The 18,985-nt window shown below is 65.6% G+C and carries 20 protein-coding genes; 12 read left to right on the forward strand and 8 right to left on the reverse strand.

The annotated features are described in order from the left end of the window. The 3 genes from ACFOWB_RS25875 to ACFOWB_RS25885 all read left to right on the forward strand — a co-directional run bounded on the left by ACFOWB_RS25875 (position 1) and on the right by ACFOWB_RS25885 (position 3,156). A complete protein-coding gene (locus ACFOWB_RS25875) occupies positions 1–915 on the forward strand; it encodes an SDR family oxidoreductase (protein ID WP_261405352.1) in 915 nt (304 codons plus the stop codon). A 97-nt stretch (positions 916–1,012) separates the two neighbouring features. Continuing rightward, positions 1,013–1,753: a response regulator gene (locus tag ACFOWB_RS25880; protein ID WP_261405351.1), complete on the forward strand. Its 741-nt coding sequence runs from the start codon at positions 1,013–1,015 to the stop codon at positions 1,751–1,753. After that, positions 1,750–3,156 carry a sensor histidine kinase gene (locus tag ACFOWB_RS25885; protein ID WP_261405350.1) on the forward strand — a complete coding sequence of 469 codons (1,407 nt, stop codon included), beginning with the start codon at positions 1,750–1,752 and terminating at the stop codon, positions 3,154–3,156. Before ACFOWB_RS25880 ends, ACFOWB_RS25885 begins: the two co-directional genes overlap by 4 nt. A 150-nt stretch (positions 3,157–3,306) precedes the next feature. Here ACFOWB_RS25885 and ACFOWB_RS25890 read toward each other — a convergent pair whose 3' ends face one another. Together ACFOWB_RS25890 and ACFOWB_RS25895 are read right to left on the reverse strand one after the other, a co-directional pair. Further along, on the reverse strand, positions 3,307–3,960 hold the full coding sequence (locus ACFOWB_RS25890) for a response regulator (RefSeq protein WP_261405349.1): 654 nt from the start codon (positions 3,958–3,960) through the stop codon (positions 3,307–3,309). After that, a complete protein-coding gene (locus tag ACFOWB_RS25895) occupies positions 3,957–5,408 on the reverse strand; it encodes a HAMP domain-containing sensor histidine kinase (RefSeq protein ID WP_261405348.1) in 1,452 nt (483 codons plus the stop codon). Before ACFOWB_RS25895 ends, ACFOWB_RS25890 begins: the two co-directional genes overlap by 4 nt. 157 nt (positions 5,409–5,565) lie before the next feature. Between ACFOWB_RS25895 and ACFOWB_RS25900 the strand changes: the two genes are divergently transcribed. Further along, positions 5,566–6,129 (forward strand): DUF3280 domain-containing protein, encoded by a 564-nt coding sequence (locus ACFOWB_RS25900; RefSeq protein ID WP_261405347.1) that lies wholly within the window; start codon positions 5,566–5,568, stop codon positions 6,127–6,129. 92 nt (positions 6,130–6,221) lie between these two features. Here ACFOWB_RS25900 and ACFOWB_RS25905 read toward each other — a convergent pair whose 3' ends face one another. The 6 genes from ACFOWB_RS25905 to ACFOWB_RS25930 all read right to left on the reverse strand — a co-directional run bounded on the left by ACFOWB_RS25905 (position 6,222) and on the right by ACFOWB_RS25930 (position 10,910). Next, on the reverse strand, positions 6,222–6,467 hold the full coding sequence (locus ACFOWB_RS25905; protein WP_261405346.1) for a hypothetical protein: 246 nt from the start codon (positions 6,465–6,467) through the stop codon (positions 6,222–6,224). 134 nt (positions 6,468–6,601) lie between these two features. Beyond that, complete coding sequence (locus ACFOWB_RS25910) at positions 6,602–7,480, reverse strand: PhnA-like protein (RefSeq protein ID WP_261405345.1); 879 nt, start codon at positions 7,478–7,480, stop codon at positions 6,602–6,604. Between the two features lie 90 nt (positions 7,481–7,570). After that, a complete protein-coding gene (locus ACFOWB_RS25915) occupies positions 7,571–7,753 on the reverse strand; it encodes a CsbD family protein (RefSeq protein ID WP_261405344.1) in 183 nt (60 codons plus the stop codon). Between the two features lie 127 nt (positions 7,754–7,880). Then, on the reverse strand, positions 7,881–9,386 hold the full coding sequence (locus tag ACFOWB_RS25920) for a helix-turn-helix transcriptional regulator (protein WP_378150250.1): 1,506 nt from the start codon (positions 9,384–9,386) through the stop codon (positions 7,881–7,883). A 184-nt stretch (positions 9,387–9,570) separates the two neighbouring features. Then, positions 9,571–9,750, reverse strand: a complete 180-nt coding sequence (locus ACFOWB_RS25925; RefSeq protein WP_378150252.1) for a hypothetical protein — start codon at positions 9,748–9,750, stop codon at positions 9,571–9,573. Between the two features lie 248 nt (positions 9,751–9,998). Next, complete coding sequence (locus ACFOWB_RS25930; protein WP_378150255.1) at positions 9,999–10,910, reverse strand: alpha/beta fold hydrolase; 912 nt, start codon at positions 10,908–10,910, stop codon at positions 9,999–10,001. A gap of 179 nt (positions 10,911–11,089) precedes the next feature. Here ACFOWB_RS25930 and ACFOWB_RS25935 point away from each other — a divergent pair, with 179 nt between their 5' ends. The 8 genes from ACFOWB_RS25935 to ACFOWB_RS25970 all read left to right on the forward strand — a co-directional run bounded on the left by ACFOWB_RS25935 (position 11,090) and on the right by ACFOWB_RS25970 (position 18,967). Continuing rightward, the gene (locus tag ACFOWB_RS25935) at positions 11,090–11,464 is read left to right on the forward strand and encodes a thiol-disulfide oxidoreductase DCC family protein (protein ID WP_378150257.1); all 375 of its coding nucleotides are present in this window, start codon (positions 11,090–11,092) and stop codon (positions 11,462–11,464) included. Beyond that, positions 11,461–11,955: a DUF427 domain-containing protein gene (locus ACFOWB_RS25940; protein ID WP_378150259.1), complete on the forward strand. Its 495-nt coding sequence runs from the start codon at positions 11,461–11,463 to the stop codon at positions 11,953–11,955. Before ACFOWB_RS25935 ends, ACFOWB_RS25940 begins: the two co-directional genes overlap by 4 nt. 224 nt (positions 11,956–12,179) lie before the next feature. After that, on the forward strand, positions 12,180–15,203 hold the full coding sequence (locus ACFOWB_RS25945) for a PAS domain-containing protein (protein WP_378150261.1): 3,024 nt from the start codon (positions 12,180–12,182) through the stop codon (positions 15,201–15,203). Positions 15,204–15,403: 200 nt separating this feature from the next. Next, complete coding sequence (locus ACFOWB_RS25950) at positions 15,404–15,838, forward strand: pyridoxamine 5'-phosphate oxidase family protein (RefSeq protein WP_378150263.1); 435 nt, start codon at positions 15,404–15,406, stop codon at positions 15,836–15,838. Positions 15,839–16,225: 387 nt separating this feature from the next. Continuing rightward, positions 16,226–16,642, forward strand: coding sequence for a CopG family transcriptional regulator (locus ACFOWB_RS25955; protein WP_261405336.1), 417 nt, complete (start codon positions 16,226–16,228; stop codon positions 16,640–16,642). A gap of 29 nt (positions 16,643–16,671) precedes the next feature. Then, positions 16,672–17,871, forward strand: a complete 1,200-nt coding sequence (locus ACFOWB_RS25960; RefSeq protein ID WP_378150265.1) for an extracellular catalytic domain type 1 short-chain-length polyhydroxyalkanoate depolymerase — start codon at positions 16,672–16,674, stop codon at positions 17,869–17,871. 684 nt (positions 17,872–18,555) lie between these two features. Beyond that, positions 18,556–18,726, forward strand: coding sequence for a hypothetical protein (locus tag ACFOWB_RS25965; RefSeq protein WP_261405335.1), 171 nt, complete (start codon positions 18,556–18,558; stop codon positions 18,724–18,726). A gap of 34 nt (positions 18,727–18,760) precedes the next feature. After that, on the forward strand, positions 18,761–18,967 hold the full coding sequence (locus ACFOWB_RS25970) for a hypothetical protein (protein WP_378150268.1): 207 nt from the start codon (positions 18,761–18,763) through the stop codon (positions 18,965–18,967). Positions 18,968–18,985 lie beyond the last annotated feature (18 nt).

Raw genomic sequence — 18,985 nt, forward strand, 5'->3', positions numbered from 1 at the left:
ATGGTGAAGTGGACCGCGGCCGACATGCCGTCGCAAAAGGGGCGATCGGCGGTCGTCACAGGAACCGGCGGGCTCGGCCTTGAGACGGCCCTCGCGCTCGCCCGGGCGGGCGGCGAGGTCATCATCGCCGGCCGCAGCCCTGAAAAGGGCGCCGACGCAGTGGCGCGCATCCGCCGGGAGGAGCCTTACGCCAACGTCGCCTTCAAGCAGGTGGATCTCGCCAATCTCAGGTCGGTGGCCTATCTCGGCGAACGCCTCGGCGACCAGCGCGACAGCCTCGACCTGCTCGTCAACAACGCCGGCGTGATGACGCCGCCCAATCGGCAAGAGACCGCCGACGGCTTCGAGCTGCAGCTCGGCGCCAATTATCTCGGCCATTTCGCGCTGACCGCGCAACTGCTGCCGCTGCTGAAGAACGGCCGCGACGCCCGCGTGGTCTCGCTGTCGAGCATAGCGGCCCGCAACGGGGCGATCGACTTCGACGACCTTAACGCCGCGAAGGGCTACAGGCCGATGCCGGTTTACAGCCAGTCCAAACTCGCCTGCCTGATGTTCGCATTCGAGCTTCAGCGCCGGAGCGCCGCCGGCGGCTGGGGCGTCACGAGCCTCGCGGCGCATCCGGGCATCTCGCGCACCAACCTGCTGCACAACGCGCCCGGCCGCTGGAGCGGCGCAGGCCTCGCCCGGTCCATGCTGTGGTTCCTGTTCCAGCCGGCGGCGCAGGGCGTGCTGCCGACGCTGTTCGCCGCCACCTCGCCTCAGGCCAGGCCCGGCACCTATTACGGCCCGGCGAGCCTCGGCGAGACGCGCGGGCGCCCGGCGCTGGCGAGAACCCCGCCGCAGGCGCTCGACCGGGCTGCGGCGGTGCGGCTTTGGCGCTACTCGGAGGCGCTCACCGGCGTGCGCTTCCCCTGAAAAGGCAGGGCTTCATAAAACAAAACATCTCTCGCCGTGACAGCGCACGGGCGGGCGTGAGACTTAAACTGCGACGACTGTCTCGCAAGGGCGTTCGATGACGATGCAGATGCAGGCCTGCGCGCCGGAGATGTCCGCGACCATCCTCCTCGTCGAGGATGACCGCGACATCGCCGACATGCTGGCCGAGACCCTGTCGCAGAACGGCTATACGGCGGTCTCGGCCCAGTCGGGCGCCGAGATGGACCGGCTGCTGCGCCGTCAGGCCTTCGACCTCGTGGTGCTCGACGTCATGCTGCCGGGCGAGGACGGCTTCAGCATCTGCCGGCGTCTGAGGGCGGAGATGCGCACGCCCATCATCATGCTCACCGCGGTGGCGACGGACGTCGACCGGATCGTGGGCCTCGAATTCGGCGCCGACGACTACGTCACCAAGCCCTTCAACACGCGCGAGCTGCTCGCCCGGATCAAGAGCCTGCTGCGCCGCGCGTCCTACGGATCGGAGCGGCCGGAGCGGCCGAAGACCATGTCCTTCGCGGGCTGGCGGATCGATCCCGTCTCGCGCACGCTTCTCGACGACGCCGGGTCGCAGGTTTTCATGACGACGGCCGAGTTCGACCTGCTGGTGGCGCTCTGCCTCAATGCCGGCCGGGTGCTGACGCGCGACCAGCTGCTGGCCCTCACCCATGCGGGCGTCGCGGGGCCGGTCGAGCGCAGCGTCGACGTCCACATCAGCCGCATCCGCCAGAAGATCGAGCCGAACCCGAAGGAGCCGAGCCTCATCAAGACGGTCCGGCTCGGCGGCTATCTGTTCACCCCGATGGTCGACGCCTCATGAGCCGCTGGCGCTCGCTGTTCCTGTGCGGCTCGATCCGCCGCCAGATCCTGTTCCTCGCCATCACCCCGGTGCTCGCCATGGTGATGATCGCGAGCCTCCTGCACAGCGCCGAGAACAAGGCGCCTTACGCCAGCAAGGTCGCGATCCGGATCCAGATGGTGACGGCCCAGTTCGCGGCGGCCACGACGCCCGAGGCCGCCGCGGCTATCATGGCCGCGACCTCGGCGACGGGGCTGAAAGTGGAGCGGCTCACGCCCGAGGCCGCGCGCGCCGAGCTTGCCCCGTCCGACAGCGACGATTGCGACGTCTTCGACATCCGCAAGGCGATGGGAACGTCTCTCGACGCCGAGGTCGTGCGGCGCATGGCCAGCGGATCGACCGTCGACGCCATCGCGGTGCGGCTCGCCGACGGCGCGACGCTCGCCTTCATGCCGGATCCGCGGCCGCCGCTGCCGCTGCTTCATCCGGAGCGGATCTTCTTCGCGATCAAGATCCTCATCATCGTGCTTCCGATGCTGCTGCTGTCGATCTACGCCGGCAGCATCATCATGGCACCGCTGACGAGGTTCGCCCGTGAAGCCCAGGCGCTCAGCCCCGACGAAGGCCCGGACCGGCCATTCGAGGAGGGCGGCCCGCGCGAGATCAGCGCGCTCGCGCGCGCGCTCAACGACATGCGGACGCGCATCCGCGAGATGATCGACGGCCGCACGAGGATGGTGCGGGCGATCAGCCACGACCTCAGGACGCCGCTGACGCGGCTGCGCATGCGCGCCGAACGCTCGACCGACGAGAAACTCCGCGACGCGATGCTGACCGACATCAGCCGCATCGACGCGATGATCGAGGAGACGCTGACCTATCTGCAGCGTGACGTCGCGACCGAGACCAAGACGCGCGTCGACCTGCCGAGCCTGCTTCAGACGATCTGCCACGACTTCGCCAACGCCGACCTGCAGGTCTCCTACGAGGGCCCGGCCCGGCTCGCCTTCGACTGCAAGCCGCAGGCGCTGGTGCGCGCCGTCACCAATCTCGTGGACAACGGCGTGAAGTTCGCGGGCGTGGTGGTGGTGCAGCTTGAGGCGCTGCCCGACGGCGTCTCCATCGAAGTGGCGGACGACGGCCCCGGCATCCCGAAGGAACTGCGCGCCAAGGTTGTAGAGCCGTTCTTCAAGGCAGACGCGAGCCGCGCCTCCGGAGCGCCCGGCGGGTTTGGCCTGGGCCTGTCGATCGTCCAAGAGATCGTCGCTGGCCACGGCGGGACCATGACGCTGCTAGACCGGGCTCCGAGAGGGCTGGTGGTCCGGCTCGACCTGCCGCCGCCCGCCGCCGCATCGGCTAGCGGCGCCCGGACCGACAGCCGCGGGAGCCCCGCCGGACAGATGGCGTCGCCGCTACGCATATGAACGCCGTCGCAGTAAGCGGACTATCTCGACGACCGCAATGGGTCAGCCTGGGACGAGGCCATCCGGCTGGGATGCGCCAAAAGCTGACGCTGACACTTCGCCCAAGAGCGGACGTCTGTCTCGACGCGGATTTCGAAGCCGCCGAATTGATCAGCTCGGCGCGGCAACCGCGGCCGAGGCGACCAAGCCATGGCGCATGCAGTAGTAGACGAGGTCGATATCGGAGGAGACGCCGAGCTTCGACTTCAGCGCGTAGTGGTAGTTCGCGACGGTCTTGGGGGTCAGGTGGAGCGCCGCGGCGATCTCCTCGGTCGACTTGGCGTCGACGATCATGCGCAGAATCTCGAACTCCCTCGGCGACAGTTGCTCGAAGGCGGGCGTGTCTTCCTCGAGGCGGCTCGCCGCCAGCACGGCCGAGATCTCGGGGCAGAGGGCGGGCCGGTCGCGGGCGACGTTCCTGACGGCTCCGACTAGGGTCTCGGGGTCGCTGCTCTTCGTGACGTAGCCCTTGGCGCCTGCTCTGAACGACTGGAGCGCGAAGCTGGCGTTGGCGTGCATGGAGAACATCAGGACGCGCGCCTTCGGGTCCCACTGCCGCAACTGCTTCACGAGGTCGATGCCGCCGCGGCCGGGCATGCTGATGTCCATGACGACCACGTCCGGCGAGGCTGTCTTGTAGAGCTGGTAAGCCGTGGCGGCCTCGCCCGCCTCGGCGACCACCGACATGTCGTCCTCTCGCTCGAGCAGGCGGCGGTAACCCTCCCGCACGACGGCATGGTCGTCGACGAGCATGACCTTGATCATGCGGCCTCTCCCTTTCGCTCGTCGTGGGGACCAGAGGCGGGGAACCCCACGCTTAGCTCGAACCCGCCGGTCTCCCTCGGCCCGGCATGGAAGTCGCCGCTCAGAGCGAAGACGCGCTCGCGGATGCCGATCAGCCCGACGCTCCCCGGCCGCGCGGAAGCCCAGTCCGGGCCGGGTCCCTCGCCATCGTCGGCGACCGTGAGCTCGATCCTTCGGTCCTCGCCGGGCAAAGGCGCCACGACGTTGCGCAACGTGACATGAACGTGCTTCGCGCCCGCGTGTCGCAGCGCGTTGGTCAGCGCCTCCTGGACGATGCGATAGGTGTGAGCGGCCGTCTCGGCGGGCAGGCCGTCAAAGTCGCCATCGCGCCGGAATGAGATAGCCGGGGCCCCGGCCGCAATACGGTTTTGCGCGTCGACCAGCTCCTGCAAACTCGTCACGAGGCCGAGCTCATCGATCTCAGGAGGCCGCAGCAGGACCAGCGTCTCTCGCAGCGCCCGAAGGGTCCCGGTGCCCATCTCGACGAACTCGTCGCACTCCTTTGCGACGGCCGGCGTGACCGCGCCTACGCTCTTGCGGATCGAGCGCGCGGCGACGCTGAGCGCCGCCAGCCGCTGGGCCACGTCGTCGTGCAGTTCGCGGGCGATGTGCGACCGCTCGCGCTCCTGCGCGTCCACGAGCTGCCGGGCGAGGTCTGCGCGTTCGCGCGTTGTGTTCTGGAGCTTGAGCGCGAGCTCGTTCAGGACCTGCGAGATTCGGTCGAGCTCGTTCAGCCGGAACGGCGGCAGGCGGTGACTGAGGTCGCCGTCCCCAAGGCGGTTGATGCCGACCAGGATCTCCTCGGCGGGCTTGAGGGCGTGATGCACGACGACGTAGACGAGGATGCAGAGAGCCACGACCATGGCGGTCCAGACGCCCAGCATGCGGGACAGCTCATGCCACGCCCGCTCGGCCACCGCTTCCGGCGCGATCGTCGCCCTGACCGTTCCCTTCGTCGCCCCTCGCGAAGCCAGCGCCCGCTCGGCGGTCGAGCCTTCGGGGAACAGCGCGCAGTAGCCGGCGGTGAACCAGCCCGGCGCCCGCAAGGACCGTTGGTCGGTGCCGGCGCAGACCGAGTTCCGCAGGGCGCCGTTGGGATGCAGTAGCTGGACGCACTGGCCGGGGCGGAGCGTGTAGTTCGTGACGGCCTCCCAGTCTGGGAAGCGGTCGGCCCGATCGAGCTGGGTCTCGATCCTGAAGAGCTGGGTCCTGAGGTGCTGCGCAACGGATCCGGCCGTGTCCTCGTTTTGCGCGTCCGCCTCGGTTGCAATGTTGCGCAGGGTGAAGGCCGCGGCTCCAGCCACGCACAACAGCGCCACAAGAATGATCCGGACGACGAGCGCCCACCTCAGGTCGATTGCTGTGCGGCGGCCAGGGCTCGGCCCGTTCGATGCGATCGGCTGGCTCATGGAGTTCCTCGACGGCACTACCGATAGCACGCGGTCGCGGCGCCCGGACGCTCGCCCGAGAAAGTCAGGCTTTTTGCCCAAACCTTCGGATGCCATCCGCCGTTCCGGAACCGGCGCCCGCGGCGGCATGCTCTCCGCAACGAAAAGGGAGAGCCCGATGACGAACGAACCCACCCCCAGAATGAGCCTCAAGTACTTCGGCGCGCCGCTGCTGGCGGCGCTCGCCATCGGCTTGGTGCCCGCGGCCGCTCGGGCAGAGGCGCCGATCTCGACCGCCGTGCTGAACACCTACTTCCAGAACGACCATGCCGAGTGGGTCCCGACGAGCGAGGCCGAGCGCAAGCGGATGTCGGCGATGGTCGACACCTTCAAGTCGATGCTCGAAAAGTCGGGCAAGTACAGCTTCAAGCCTGTCGATCCGGCTGTTCAGGAGCGGATCATGCAGGACCAGAAGATGGGCGAGTGCGCGGGCTGCGAGACGCGGTACGGCAAGGAGCTCGACGTCGATCAGGTCGCCTGGATCGAGGTCCAGAAGGTCTCGGAGCTGATCCTGAATGTGAACGTCTACATGACCGACGTGAAGACCGGGAAGCAGGTGTTCGTTAAGAGCGTCGACCTGCGCGGCAACAACGACGAGTCGTGGCAACACTCGATCAAGTTCCTAGTGAAGCGTTACATGCTGAACCCTGAGCAGTACACTCAGACGGGCGGCAAGTCCTAAGCGTTCGATCGGCTTGGCGCCAAAAGCGGAACTTCGATCCGCGCCGATAAGCAGACCTCGCTGAATCGCGTCGCGCCGGGCTGATCGTCCCCTCAGTCCACGGAATTATTCTTTCTGAGGCCGGCAGACATCTCGGCAGCGAGAGCGGACGCCTCGTCTTCCGTCAGGTGCATGAGAAGATCGCCCTGGTCATCCTCCGCGATCGCGCCCGACGGCTGGCTGAGCACAGCCCAAATGCGGTCGTTCCGGTCATGAAGATGGGCCGCGGTGAAATGGGTCGGAGGGACCGTTCGGGCGAGGAAATCAGGAGCCATCTCGCTATCGTCATCGAACGCCATAACCAGTCTCCTTCACATCAACAGCAGAGTTTTGGGGCGGGACGCCTGTTAGCGACCCCGCCCCCGGCGGAGGCGCATTGGGGCGGTCGCACCCCCACCTGCGCCCGGGCTGGGGGCGGCCCGGGCGGTTCGGGTCAGATCCGGCGGGCCGCGCGGGCAGTGCCGGCGACGCCACCGAACCAAGCGGCGACTGCCGCCAGCACCAAGGCGAGGAAGCCGAGCAGAGCGCCGCGAGACACGACCTTGGTGGCCGTGACCGCCGCGGCCTGCGTCTTCTGCCTGGCCTGCTCGACAGTCTGGCGGTAGCGCGCCTCATATTCGCTGACCTGCGTACGGGCCTGGTCTGTGCTGATGTTCTGCGCTCGTGCGACAGCGTCCGCGGCCCGGGTGCGGGCCTCGTCGGCCTTGGCGGGATCGCCGGTCAGGACGGCTTGAACAGCGGCGGCCGCGCCCGACTTGAGCGCTTCGGGATCCTGTCCTTCGCCCGCGGTCCGGACCTGGCGCTCGATCTCCTGCAGCGGGTTCATCGTCGCGACGGTCGGTGCCGCGGCCTGAATGGCCGTGGACGCGACGCCGCCTGCGCCGCCGATGACGCTCGATAGGCCGCCAAAGGCGCCGCCGATCAGCGAGCCGACCGAGGTCGTCAGAAGATAGAGGATCACGAGCGTCGTGGCGGCCCAGGTCGTGAGGCCATGAAGCCCGCCGACAGCCTTGATCGGACGGCCCGACACACGGCTAGATACATATCCGCCCGCGAACGCGCCGATTAGGCCGGCTACCAGATACCAAACGCCGCCCGCGATCGAGAACGCGCCCGCGGTCGGATTGTCGGACGTGCCGGGGTCGATGACCGCGGCTCCGATCCCGACGCCGAGCAGGTTGAGGACGAGCTGGACCGTCAGAGCCACGACGACGCCCGCGAAGACGGCGCCCCACGAAATCTGATTGAGGGCGGCGGTGCGGTCGTCGGCGTGCGCAAGCGCTCCGCCTCCATTGATGGAGGTGTCTGTCATGTCGCCCTCCTGGGGCTTTTCAGTTTTGGAAGGATGATTTCGTCCGGTGGCGGACGGGCGGGACGCGCACCGCGTCCCGCCAAGCTCAGGTCACTTCTTGAGAGCGTCCCGCGCGGCGTCGGCGGCCTTACCGACCGTGCCCTGGACCTTGCCCTCGGTCTTTTCAGCCTTGCCTTCGGCCTCGGTCGTCTTGTTGCCCGTCAGCTTGCCGATCGCTTCCTTGACCGAGCCCTTGGCTTCCCTGGCGGCGCCTTCGATGCGGTTCTTGTCCATGTTCGTCTCCCATCAGGATCTAGCGGCCGCCGGGTTGGCGCGCCGCCTTCGATGGAATGGAGATGGATCGACGCCACCTTCGACGATAGAACCGCAAATACCAGTCAGATTGGTATTCTGGGACCTGTCAGCGCGACGGCCGCCGCTTGCTTTCAACTGCCGCCTCGCCCGTCACCCCTCGCTCGCGCGCCCAGACCACGGCGGCGGCTCGGCGGTTTACCCCGATTTTGCGGAACAGCGACGCCACATGATTGCGGACTGTGTTGGTCGACAGGCCAAGCCGGTCGCTCATAGCGACGTTGTCGCAGCCTTCGGAAATGAGGCCGAGGATCTGCCGCTCCCGGTCGGTCAGGTCGCCGATCCCGATCCCGGGGCCGGGCTTGCGGGAGGTCTGGCGGAGGTTGGCGAGCTTCTCGACCACGGTGCGGCTAAACCAGGATGTGTCTGCCATCACGCTCTCGATCGCCGCGATCAGCTCGTCCTCGGTCTTCTTCCGTTCGGTCACATCCTGCACGACCCACAGCACGCAGGCCTCGTCGTTGATCTCGACGGTCTCGGCCGACACAAGGCAATCAACCTCGGCGCCTTCCTTCGTCCGCATGACGATCGGCGCGTTCTGCACGCCGCGCCCATCCCGGAGATCGCCTTCGACCGAACGGCGAGCAGCAGGATCCGACCAGAGCCGGACGTCAGCCGCGGCGCGTCCGGTCAGGTCGACGTCGGAGTAGCCGCTTAGCGCCTCGAACGCCTGGTTGACCTCGATGAAAGCGTGGTCGGCAAGCCGCGTGATGGCGCCGGCCACCGGCGAGAGCCGGAATGACTTCGCGAAGCGCTCTTCGGTCTTTCGCAGCGAGATCTCGGCTTTTCGGCGCGGCTCGAGGTCGGCGAAGGTGAAGAGGATGCATGGCTCGCCGCCCACCTCGATCGGCTGCCCCGCCACGATGACCGCGCGCCCGGTCCCGTCCGGCAGCGGAACCTCCGCCTCCATCTGCGTGACCGCGCGTCCTTCTGAGATGCGCTCATGGGCGAGATCGTGGCGTTCGCCGCCTGAGAAGACGTCGAACTCGCGCACCGTCTTGCCGACAACCGTGCTGCGGTCATGGCCCGTCATGTCCATGAAGCCTTGGTTTACCCGCACGTAGACTTGGTCGGCGGCGCGGCAGATCAGGGCCGGCGCCGGATTGGCGTTGAAAGCGCCCTCGAAGCGATCTTCGGCCTCGAAGCGCTCGGTCTCATCCTTCACGATGAGGACAAGCAGCTCCGGCTCCCCGCCGCGGTCGACGACTACGAGGCTGCGGATGGTGTGCACCCAGGTAATGTCAGGGTCGGAAGCGGGAGACACCTCGACCGTCACGTCGTCAAATACCTCCCCTTCGATGACGCGGTCGAGGGGGTACTTCCCCTCCGGCAGCGGATGGTTGTTCCGGAAGCGCAGCCTGAAGCGCTGCCGGTAGCCATCGACGGAACCACCAAGCCCCTCGAGCTCCTCGATCCCATGCATGGCGAGCGCCGCCGCGTTCGCCCACGAGATCGATTGGTCCGGCTCGACCAAGATGATTCCGTCGGTCAGGCCGGCGATCACCTGCTGAAGCGCGGCTCGGTCTGTCTTGATCGCGGCGGTGGGGGCGTCCATCGACGGTCTCCGGGCTCAGCGCCGCTATCTGTGCTTCCAGCAAGGAATGGCCAGAAGGCCGGGCGAGGCTCCGGCTCTAGCTCCTCGACTGCGACGACCGCGGTTGCGTCATGTCATGTGGCGATCGGGCTAACGACCTGCGGCCGGGTTGGGTCGTGCTGTCGTTTTCTCCATGCGCTCGCGGCTAACGGAGCTTGGCGATCCCGATGCCGTCGAGCTTTGCGCGGTCCTTGATGGATTCCTCGCTGCGGATCAGCGCCTTTGAGATCGCCGTCAGCGCCATGCCCTTCCCGGCCAGTAGCTTTAGTTTCGCGAGCTCCTCACCAGTCCACGGCTGGCGATGCCGTTCAAATCGCTCTTTCACGAGCCGCTCCTGCTTTGTCCATATCTCGGGCGTTCGCATCGTTTATAGCAGCGATGGCAACGCGCTTGGCCGCAGGTGTAAACCAATGCCGGAAGTGTCCGGCAAATTTAAAGGGGCGCGACGACGACTGGCATGGCGACCCTCAGCACGCCTCGACGGACCCTCCCGCCTGGCGCGCCCAAAGTACGTCGGCCTGCTTGTCGCGACCTGCGCCGTCAGTCGGCGACGAAGCTCCCAAAGCCCAGCCCCTATTCCGCCAAGAAAGAGCGAAGCGCCCCGATCGTATCCTGCGGCGCTTCTTCGAACGGTACATGCCCGAGCGTCGGAAACGAGACGAGGCGCGCGGCGGGTAGCGCCTTGAGATAGTCGGCGGCGTTCGAGAACGGGATCAGCGCGTCCCGCTCGCCCCATAGCAGCAGCGTCGGCGCTTTAATCCGCGCCAGGGCCGGAGCTGGATCGAAGATCACCGTCTGCTCCATCGTCGCGATCATAGCCGCTCGGGCGCCGGGCGCGAGCAGCAGGTCGTAATACCGCTCGAACGTTGCGTCCGTCAGGCGCTCCGGGTCGCCGTACGCGGAGGCGAGCTGCGGGCGCACGAACGCCCGCGGCAACACGCGGGTCATGATCTTGAGCATCGCCGGCGCCTCGAACCTCTGGCCGTAGGCGCGGCCTGGGCTCGCGAACCCGTCCGGCGAGATCAACACGAGCTTGTCGACGCGCTTGGGATGAGCGGCGGCGAACGCCCACGCGACCCGACCTCCCATCGAGTTACCGACGAGCGTCGCGCGCTGAAGGCCCAGCCGATCCATGAGCGCAAGGACAACGGCCTCCATCCGCTTTTGCGAATAGTCCCCTTTCGGATCCGGCCCCGTCAGTCCGGCACCGGGCAGGTCGAGCCGCACGACCCTATGGTCGGCCTCCAGGATCCTGGCCCAGGGCTCCCAGGTATGGAGGCTCGAAGCAAAGCCGTGGAGCAGCACGAGCGCGGGCGCGTCCTTCGGGCCGCTGTCGCGCACATGAAGGCGAAGACCCGCGACGTCCAGAAGATCGCTTGGCGCGGCAAGGTATTTCCGATCGAGTTCGGCGCGGGGTTTGTCAGGCGTCCACAGCCAGACGATGAGACACGAGACGAGGACCCCCAGCACGACCAGGGCGATCATCCAAACCGGCTTCATGACGCTCCTGAAAGGGCCGAGCCGCTGCAGCGGCCGCCCTGTGATCCCCTTGTCCGCCACCTTACTGCGGCTTTCAGGTCTTGCCGTTGTGGATCCGAACGCGGTCCATGAAACGTAGGCGAGAGAGAAGGCGTCCGGTCGCCTTAGCTTCGGAAAGGCGTTGAATGGCGAAGGTACTGGTCTGGTACGACGACGGGTGTCCGCTCTGCCGCCGCGAGATCGCGGTCATGCGGCGGCTCGATCGCCGCGACGCAATCGAATTCCTCGACGTCGACCGATCCGATGAGGCCTGTCCGATTGATCGCGCCGCACTGCTTTCGCGGTTCCATGCGCGCGAGAACGGTCAAATCCTCAGCGGCGCAGCGGCGTTCGCCGCGATGTGGCGCGCGATCCCGATGCTAAGGCCCTTGGGCCTGGTCGCCCGCAACCGCTTCGTGCTCGCAGGGCTCGAAAAGCTCTACGGACGTTTCCTGAAGGTCCGGCCGAGGCTCCAGCGCGCCTTGGGCGCGACCACTGTCCCCGGGCGGTCGACGAAGTGAGGCCGACGCCCGACCCGACGACGCCCGGCCAGGAAAGCGTGTGGTCCTATCCGCGCCCTGCCATCGCCAAGGCCTGCGAGCGCCGCATCACCATCGTGCATCGCGGCGTCACGCTCGCCGACACGAGACGGGCGGTGCGGACGCTCGAGACCAGTCATCCGCCTAGCTACTATTTTCCGCCCGATGACATCGACCAGACGGCGCTCGCCCGCTCGTCTGGATCGTCGTTCTGCGAATGGAAGGGAGCGGCAAACTATTTCGACGTCACCCTGCAGGGCGAAATTTTCCGCGACGTCGCCTGGAGCTACGCGCAGCCGACCCCGGCCTTCGCGTTGCTGCGGGATCACATTGCCTTCTATGCCGCGCCATTCGACCAGTGCCTGATCGACGGCGAGCAGGTGACGCCACAGCCCGGTGGCTTCTATGGCGGCTGGATCACCCCCCGCGAGGCCGGACCATTCAAAGGCGTGCCGGGCAGCCGGTTTTGGTGACGTAGGAGCCGTGGGAGCTACGCCAGCTCGGAATGTTTGGCGCCGAGCTAGCGTTCGATCTCGAGATCAGAGGCTTTCTGGGTTGCGCTTTGGGTCGATTATGAAACGGTCCAGGCGCCATTCAGCTCCAAGAGCGGTCGTCGACGCCTTGCTCGGGATGCAACCTTCGAAAGTCTGCGGAATGCAGCTTGTCGATGACGTGTAGCGCCTGTCCAGCTATTTTGATGGAGGGCGCCTCCTACGATCCGGAGGCCTTCGAACAGGGCAATTGGGTGCAGATTGCAGATAGAGATGCGGAAACCGGTCCGCGTCTGATCGGAGCCGGCGAAGTCGGCACGCTCGTTCTCGCTCATGATTGGAGCAAGACGCCGCTTGGTCCAGTCGATGGCTGGCCGCAGGCGCTCCGCACCACCGTCGAACTGATGCTCGCCTCCAGACAGGCCATGTGCCTCATCTGGGGGCCAGAGCTGACGCTGCTTTATAACGACGCCTACGCGCCGATCCTCGGCTTCAAGCATCCCGCGGCTCTCGGACGGCCAATCCAGCAGGTCTGGTCGGAAGTCTGGGCGGACATCGAACCGCTCATTCAGAGGGCGCTCGCCGGCGAGGCCTTGTGGTTCGAGGACCTGCATCTCGTGATGCAGCGCAAGGGCTACCGCGAGGACACTTGGTGGCAGTTCTCCTACAGCCCCGCACGAGACGACAGCGGCAGCATCGTCGGGATGTTGAACGTCACCACGGAGACGACAGCCAAGGTCAAGGTCGAAGCAGCCTTGCGCGCCAGCGAGGCGCGTCTGCGCTTCCTAAGTGAGCTCGATGAAGCGCTGCGCTCCTCCCGGGACGCGCCGGCCGCCATGCTTTCAGCCGCAGCGTTGCTTGCGCGGCGGCTCGACGCCTCTCGCTGCGCCTATGCTGACGTGGACGTCGACAACGACCGCTTCGTCATACGCAACGACTTCACCGCCCCCGGCATTGCGAGTTCGACTGGCACCTACAGCCTGGACCTCTTCGGTTCCCGCGCCGCGGGCGACATCCGTCTGGGTCGAACGTTGGTGGTCGGCGATGTCGCGTGGGAACTCGCCCCAGAGGACGGTCGGGAGATGTTCCAGTCGATCGGGATCAACGCCATCATCTGCTGTCCGTTGATCAAGGATGGGCGCCTCGCGGCCATGATGGCCGTCCACCAGGACCGGCCACGCGATTGGCGTGACGAAGACGTCGCCATCGTGGAAGCCGTGGTGGAGAGGTGCTGGGCGCATGTCGAGCGCGTCGGCGCGGAAGCGCGGCTGCGGGACAGCGAGGAGAGGCTGCGCCTTTCGGTCGAGCACGCGGAAATCGGCTTCTGGGATGTCGACCTTGTGCGCGACGAGCTGATCTGGCCGCCGAGAACCAAGGCGCTGTTCGGAATAAGCCCTGACGTGCCGGTGACGATGGCGGACTTCTACGGCGGGCTGCACCCGGAGGATCGCGACAGGACCAGCGAGGCCTTCGCGGCCGCCGCCGACCCAAGGCGGCGGGCGACCTATGACGTCGAATACCGCACGATCGGCAAAGAGGATGGCGTCGTCCGCTGGGTCGCCGCGAAGGGCCGCGGCGTCTTCGACGATACGAAAAATGACGTGCGCTGTATCCGCGTCGCCGGGACGGCCGTCGACATATCCGCGCGCAAACAAGCGGAGGAAGAGCTGCGCGCTCTGAACACGCTGCTTGAGCAGCGCGTGGCCGAGCGCACGCTCGAGCTGCGGAGGTTCCGCGACATCGTCGATGCGACCCGCTCGCCGATCTGCGCCTTCGATTCCGAGTACAGGCTCATCGCCTTCAACAAGGCGCACAACGACGAGTTTCGACGCGTCAACGGTTTCGACACGAAGCTCGGCGACGTGTTCCCCGATCTCTTCATTCCCGAGCAGCAGCGGGTCATGCGCGCGCTGATGGCCCGCGCGCTGAGCGGCGAAAGCTTCACCGTCGTCGAGGAGTTCGGGCGACCCGAGTTCGGCAAGCCATTCTGGGAAATCACCTACACGCCGCTGCTGGACGAAGAGGGTCGTATCATCGGCGCTTTCCATCTCGCGCTCGATATCTCGGCTCGCCTTCGCGCCGAGGCCGAGCTTGAGAGCGCTCAGGAAGCGCTTCGCCAGAGCCAGAAGATGGAGGCGATGGGCCAGTTGACCGGCGGCGTCGCCCACGACTTCAACAATCTGCTCACTCCGATCGTCGGGTCCCTCGACCTGCTTCAACGTAGGGGCGTCGGCGGAGAGCGCGAACAGAGGCTGATCGGTGGCGCAATTCAGTCGGCCGAACGCGCCAAGACGCTGGTTCAGCGACTTCTCGCTTTCGCGCGCCGCCAGCCGCTGCAGCCGGTCCCGGTCGACGTCGGCGGCCTTGTTGGCGGCATGGCGGATCTTCTCTCCAGCACCACCGGGCCGCAGGTCCGGGTCGTCGTCGAGGTCGCCGACGATCTGCCGCCGGCGAAGGCCGATCCCAACCAGCTCGAGATGGCGTTGCTGAACCTTGGCGTGAACGCGCGGGACGCCATGCCCGATGGTGGGACGCTGCGGATTACGGCGAGGCAAGAGAGCGTCCGGACTCCTCGGGGCGACCTCAGGCGCGGTCACTACGTGCGCTTGTCGGTCGCCGACACGGGCGTCGGGATGGACGCCGCGACGCTCGCCCGCGCCGTCGAGCCGTTTTTTTCAACCAAGGGCATCGGCAAAGGCACGGGTCTGGGACTGTCGATGGCGCACGGTCTCGTGGCCCAGCTCGGCGGGGCGCTAACGATCCAGAGCCAGTCCGGCCTCGGCACGAATGTGGAGCTGTGGTTGCCCATCAGCTCTGCGGTGGCGAGCCTCGCGGAGGTTTCGGCTCCGCCGGCCGCCCCGGCCAGCCGCCGTGGCTTGGCGTTGCTGGTCGACGACGAAGAGATTGTCCGGGCAAGCACCGCAGACATGCTCGAAGAGATCGGTTTCCGGGTGCAGGAGGCGTCTTCGGCGGAAGCCGCGCTCTCGCTTGTTGCGGAGGGCGCGCGACCGGACCTGCTCGTTACCGACCACCTCATGCCAGGAATGAGCGGCGTTGAACTGGCGCGCGCTCTGCGCGAGCGACTGCCCGACCTGCCGGTGCTAATCGTCTCCGGTTACGCGGAAGTCGAAGGGATCGCGCTCGATCTGCCGCGGCTGACCAAACCGTTCCGGAGCGCTGAGCTCGCGTCGAGCGTGGCGGCTCTGACGGTAGGGCCAGATAGCGCTTAGACGCTGGAATTCGAAGCGCAGCTTGGCGACGACGACTGACGAAAGCATCTCGCAGAGTGGCGGCTCAAGCTCGCAAACCCGCCCTATAGCGTCGGCTGTCCCGGGCGTCTCGCGATGAAAACCGGAGCCTGTTTCAGAGCGTACGGGAACGGTCTGAAGCGGTGTGGACTTCTACCTGACACAGGCTGGAGGAAGCGCCCATGAGTAAGTTAACGCTGAAGGACATCTCTTCGAAGATGGCCGACATCGACTTCTGCATGCTGTCCACCAAGGGATCGGTGGGTCAGATCGCAAGCCGGCCGATGAGCAATAACGGCGACGTCGCATACGACGGGGACTCCTGGTTCTTCGCCTACGAAAACTCAGCCAAAATTCGCGAGCTTGAAGCTGACCCACGCGTCTCACTGACTTTCGCCGCCGGCAAAGGTCTGCTCGGCAAGCCCGGCGTATTCATCGCTGTCGAGGGCGAAGCTACCCTGTTGCGAGATAAGTCAGAGTTCGAAGCACACTGGACGAAGGATCTGGAGATTTGGTTTTCGGAAGGGATCGACACGCCCGGTATCGTCCTGATCAAAGTCCACGCGAACGAGGTGGAATACTGGGACGGCAGTGAGAATGAGAAGGTCACTGTCTAGCGCCCCGGTCGCATCGAGGCTGCATGGCTTAGCGGCCTCAGCCGAAAGGTGAGATGCCAGTGTCAAGTGGCGCAACCCTGCGCGTACTTGTGGTCCGAAATCTAACTAGTCAAAAATTTAAACGACTGTGTGCGGGGTGCCGGGGCATGCTCGGATGATCTGATTCAGGGTAAAAGCCGCATGCCTGCGGGTCGTTCAGAGTCCCTCCGCGTTGCTTAAAGCTAGCGTGGCCGCGCTCCACCGCTCGATGCTTAATCGCAGAAAGTTGCCTTCAAGCGGCTCCGACGCTCGAAGTCCGCGACCATCGAACCGGACATTCATGTTGGTGAGGGCTTGCAGGACATCCATAAGACATCCATCTGACATCCATGCGGATGGAGAAACGTGATGCGCGCAGTTCAGCCAGTTCGCGACAAGGGCGGCGAGACAGAAAAGATCACCGTCAATCTCGGCTATGTCGATCTCGGTCGGGTGGATCTGCTCGTGCAAGAGGGCTTTTATTCTAACCGCACTGATTTCATCCGTACCGCCATCCGTAACCAGCTCGGCGCGCATAGCGACGCCGTCTCGCAATCGATCGCGCGGCACACGCTCGAGCTCGGCTTGCGCGATTACGACAGGACGGATCTCGAGGCCGTCCGTTCGGCCGGCGAAACGCTTCACATCAAGGTCGTTGGGCTCGCAAGGATCGCATCCGACGTGACGCCGGAGCTCGCGCTCGCGACGATCGGCTCGATCACCGTCCTCGGCGCGCTCCAGGCCAGCGCCGAGATCAAAGCCGCGTTGGCCAAACGCATCCACTAGGGCGAGGCGCCCGCCATAAGGACCATGTCATGAACACCGAGTTCGCCACGGCCATGCGCCGGGCGTCGCAGCAGATGCGCGCCCAAAATCTCTCCAAAGCCACAAGGCTGATCCAGGAAGCCCTGAACCGCCGTCCGTGGGCAGGCGAGGCCAAGACCGACGGGGCGGAGCTGCGTGTCGGTCTGCTGTCGTCGACATCGCAAGACAAGGTCGCGGATGCCCCCGGAGACGCTGTGCGTCCCACGCGGATGCGGCGGCCTCTCGGCGAGACCCTCGGCACCCTCAAGCAGGGCCGTCTGAACCCCGAAATCTTTGGCGGACTCCCAGGAATGGCTTTCTCGGGACTGCAAGCGAGTGCGGCGCCTCCGCGGCCTGAAGGCGCTCGTTTCGAGACGCGAAGCTTTACCTGCGCGGCGGGTGTTCGGTCCTACAAGGTCTATGTACCGGCATCCGCCAGGGAGCGCCCTCGGGGACTGATCGTGATGCTGCACGGTTGCACGCAGAACCCGGACGACTTCGCGCTCGGTACTGGCATGAACGCGATCGCCGAGGCGCATGGTTTTGCGGTCGCCTACCCGGCCCAGACCCGGTCCTACAACGCGTCCTGCTGCTGGAACTGGTTCGACCCCAAGGACCAGCGTCGCGACGCCGGAGAGCCGGCGATCATCGCGGGGCTGACGCGCGCGGTCGTCGCCGAATTCGGAGTCGATCCCGCTCACGTCTTCGTTGCCGGTCTGTCGGCCGGCGGCGCGATGGCGGCGGTGATGGGAAAGACCTATCCCGAACTCTACGCCGGGGTCGGCGTCCATTCCGGCCTTCCGACCGGTGCCGCCACCGACGTGGCGTCCGCCTTCGCCACGATGAGGGGCGACGGAGGCGCCGGGCAAAAGACTAGAAGCTCACGTCCAGCCATGCGCACGATAGTCTTTCAAGGGACGGCCGACCAGACCGTCCATCGTTCGAACGCCGAGCGGATCGTCGCCAACGCGACGCCTGAAGCGGCATCGATTACGACCGAACTCTTCGCAGGGCAAGCAGGGCGCCGCGGATACACCCGAACGGTGATCGCCGATCCGGCCGGCAACGCAGTGGTCGAACAGTGGTTGATCGACGGGGCCGGACACGCGTGGTCGGGAGGTCGCTCTGGCGGCTCCTATGTTGATCCAACTGGCCCAGACGCCTCGGCCGAGATGATGCGATTTTTTCTCGGCATAACCGCAGCGCATTAGCAACTGCACGACGGCATCGGGTCTACTTTAGGCGCGGAGGCCCTTCGCTCCAGACAAAAGTCTTCGGGGCATACGCCAAAGCGGACCCTCCGCACCTTCTTCGGCGCGGAGCGCCAAGTCTCAGCGGGCGACGCTGCCACGGCCTGCGCGACCAGCTTTTGCCCCAGCCGGCGTGCTCGAACCTAATCACGCGGCCTATCGGTCGATCAAATTTAGGCCACCTGCAAGCAGCGGGGTCGCTACATCATAGCCGAGCTTATTCTTTGCGTCCGTTATTCCGGCGCCTTGCTGTTGCGCCCCGATCAATACGATGTATTTAGTCACGAGATTCAAAGTCACGGCAATAATAGCGAAACTAAAAAATACTCCTAATTATCTGTGGTCAGATCGCATTTCGTATCTCATTTGGATGTCGATCTGATCAGAAATACGACACTGACATATATTTAATTTATAAACCTGGAACATCCGCGTCAAAGGTCCGTTACTTTGTCGAAGCCGGCGGAACTCAGAGATTCAGATGGCTCCAAATTGACGAACTCCGTCGCCTCCGCCGCGTTCACGACCAAGTTCGCGCCCGAAAACGTATTCGGCATGCAGCGAAGCTTCCCTCCGAGACGTGGTCATGAGGCGGCCGACAGCAACTGGCCGCCTGCTCGCTACGGTCCACATTAGGAACAGCAAATGATCATGAAAACCAATACGCCTCCCGCCGGCGCGACCACGCAGGTCACCTCTGAAGTCGAAGCCAAAGGCGGAACCGACCGGCCGAGAAACATGCCGGTGGTCCTCATCGTGAGCATTATCGCCGCTTTGATCGGAATGGGGGCCGTTTGGGGCTTCGTATTTGCATGAGCGAAACTGAAGGTTTCGGGCCGGCAAAACTTCGATGCGCGACGTGACGCCGAAACCCTCGGCGTTTCTGTTCGATCTGGACGGCACGCTGGTCGATAGTGTGTACCAGCACGTGCTCGCCTGGAAGGATGCGCTCGACGCCGAGGGTATCGAGCTTTCGGTGTGGCGCATCCATCGCAAGATCGGAATGAGCGGCTGGCCGGCCCCCATCGAGTGGTCCGGTTGGAATGTTAGTTCATGAGCGGCGCTGACGCGACGG

The sequence above is a fragment of the Chenggangzhangella methanolivorans genome (genome assembly GCF_042648545.1).
Classification (GTDB): Bacteria; Pseudomonadota; Alphaproteobacteria; order Rhizobiales; family Methylopilaceae; genus Methylopila; species Methylopila methanolivorans.

Bases quoted from the DNA above. Each gene is read 5' to 3' on its own strand.
- ACFOWB_RS25875 (WP_261405352.1), top strand. From the start codon at position 1: ATGGTGAAGTGGACCGCGGCCGACATGCCGTCGCAAAAGGGGCGATCG.
- ACFOWB_RS25880 (WP_261405351.1), top strand. From the start codon at position 1,013: ATGACGATGCAGATGCAGGCCTGCGCGCCGGAGATGTCCGCGACCATC.
- ACFOWB_RS25885 (WP_261405350.1), top strand. From the start codon at position 1,750: ATGAGCCGCTGGCGCTCGCTGTTCCTGTGCGGCTCGATCCGCCGCCAG.
- ACFOWB_RS25890 (WP_261405349.1), bottom strand. From the start codon at position 3,960: ATGATCAAGGTCATGCTCGTCGACGACCATGCCGTCGTGCGGGAGGGT.
- ACFOWB_RS25895 (WP_261405348.1), bottom strand. From the start codon at position 5,408: ATGAGCCAGCCGATCGCATCGAACGGGCCGAGCCCTGGCCGCCGCACA.
- ACFOWB_RS25900 (WP_261405347.1), top strand. From the start codon at position 5,566: ATGACGAACGAACCCACCCCCAGAATGAGCCTCAAGTACTTCGGCGCG.
- ACFOWB_RS25905 (WP_261405346.1), bottom strand. From the start codon at position 6,467: ATGGCGTTCGATGACGATAGCGAGATGGCTCCTGATTTCCTCGCCCGA.
- ACFOWB_RS25910 (WP_261405345.1), bottom strand. From the start codon at position 7,480: ATGACAGACACCTCCATCAATGGAGGCGGAGCGCTTGCGCACGCCGAC.
- ACFOWB_RS25915 (WP_261405344.1), bottom strand. From the start codon at position 7,753: ATGGACAAGAACCGCATCGAAGGCGCCGCCAGGGAAGCCAAGGGCTCG.
- ACFOWB_RS25920 (WP_378150250.1), bottom strand. From the start codon at position 9,386: ATGGACGCCCCCACCGCCGCGATCAAGACAGACCGAGCCGCGCTTCAG.
- ACFOWB_RS25930 (WP_378150255.1), bottom strand. From the start codon at position 10,910: ATGATCGCCCTGGTCGTGCTGGGGGTCCTCGTCTCGTGTCTCATCGTC.
- ACFOWB_RS25935 (WP_378150257.1), top strand. From the start codon at position 11,090: ATGGCGAAGGTACTGGTCTGGTACGACGACGGGTGTCCGCTCTGCCGC.
- ACFOWB_RS25945 (WP_378150261.1), top strand. From the start codon at position 12,180: ATGGAGGGCGCCTCCTACGATCCGGAGGCCTTCGAACAGGGCAATTGG.
- ACFOWB_RS25950 (WP_378150263.1), top strand. From the start codon at position 15,404: ATGAGTAAGTTAACGCTGAAGGACATCTCTTCGAAGATGGCCGACATC.
- ACFOWB_RS25955 (WP_261405336.1), top strand. From the start codon at position 16,226: ATGCGCGCAGTTCAGCCAGTTCGCGACAAGGGCGGCGAGACAGAAAAG.
- ACFOWB_RS25960 (WP_378150265.1), top strand. From the start codon at position 16,672: ATGAACACCGAGTTCGCCACGGCCATGCGCCGGGCGTCGCAGCAGATG.
- ACFOWB_RS25965 (WP_261405335.1), top strand. From the start codon at position 18,556: ATGATCATGAAAACCAATACGCCTCCCGCCGGCGCGACCACGCAGGTC.
- ACFOWB_RS25970 (WP_378150268.1), top strand. From the start codon at position 18,761: ATGCGCGACGTGACGCCGAAACCCTCGGCGTTTCTGTTCGATCTGGAC.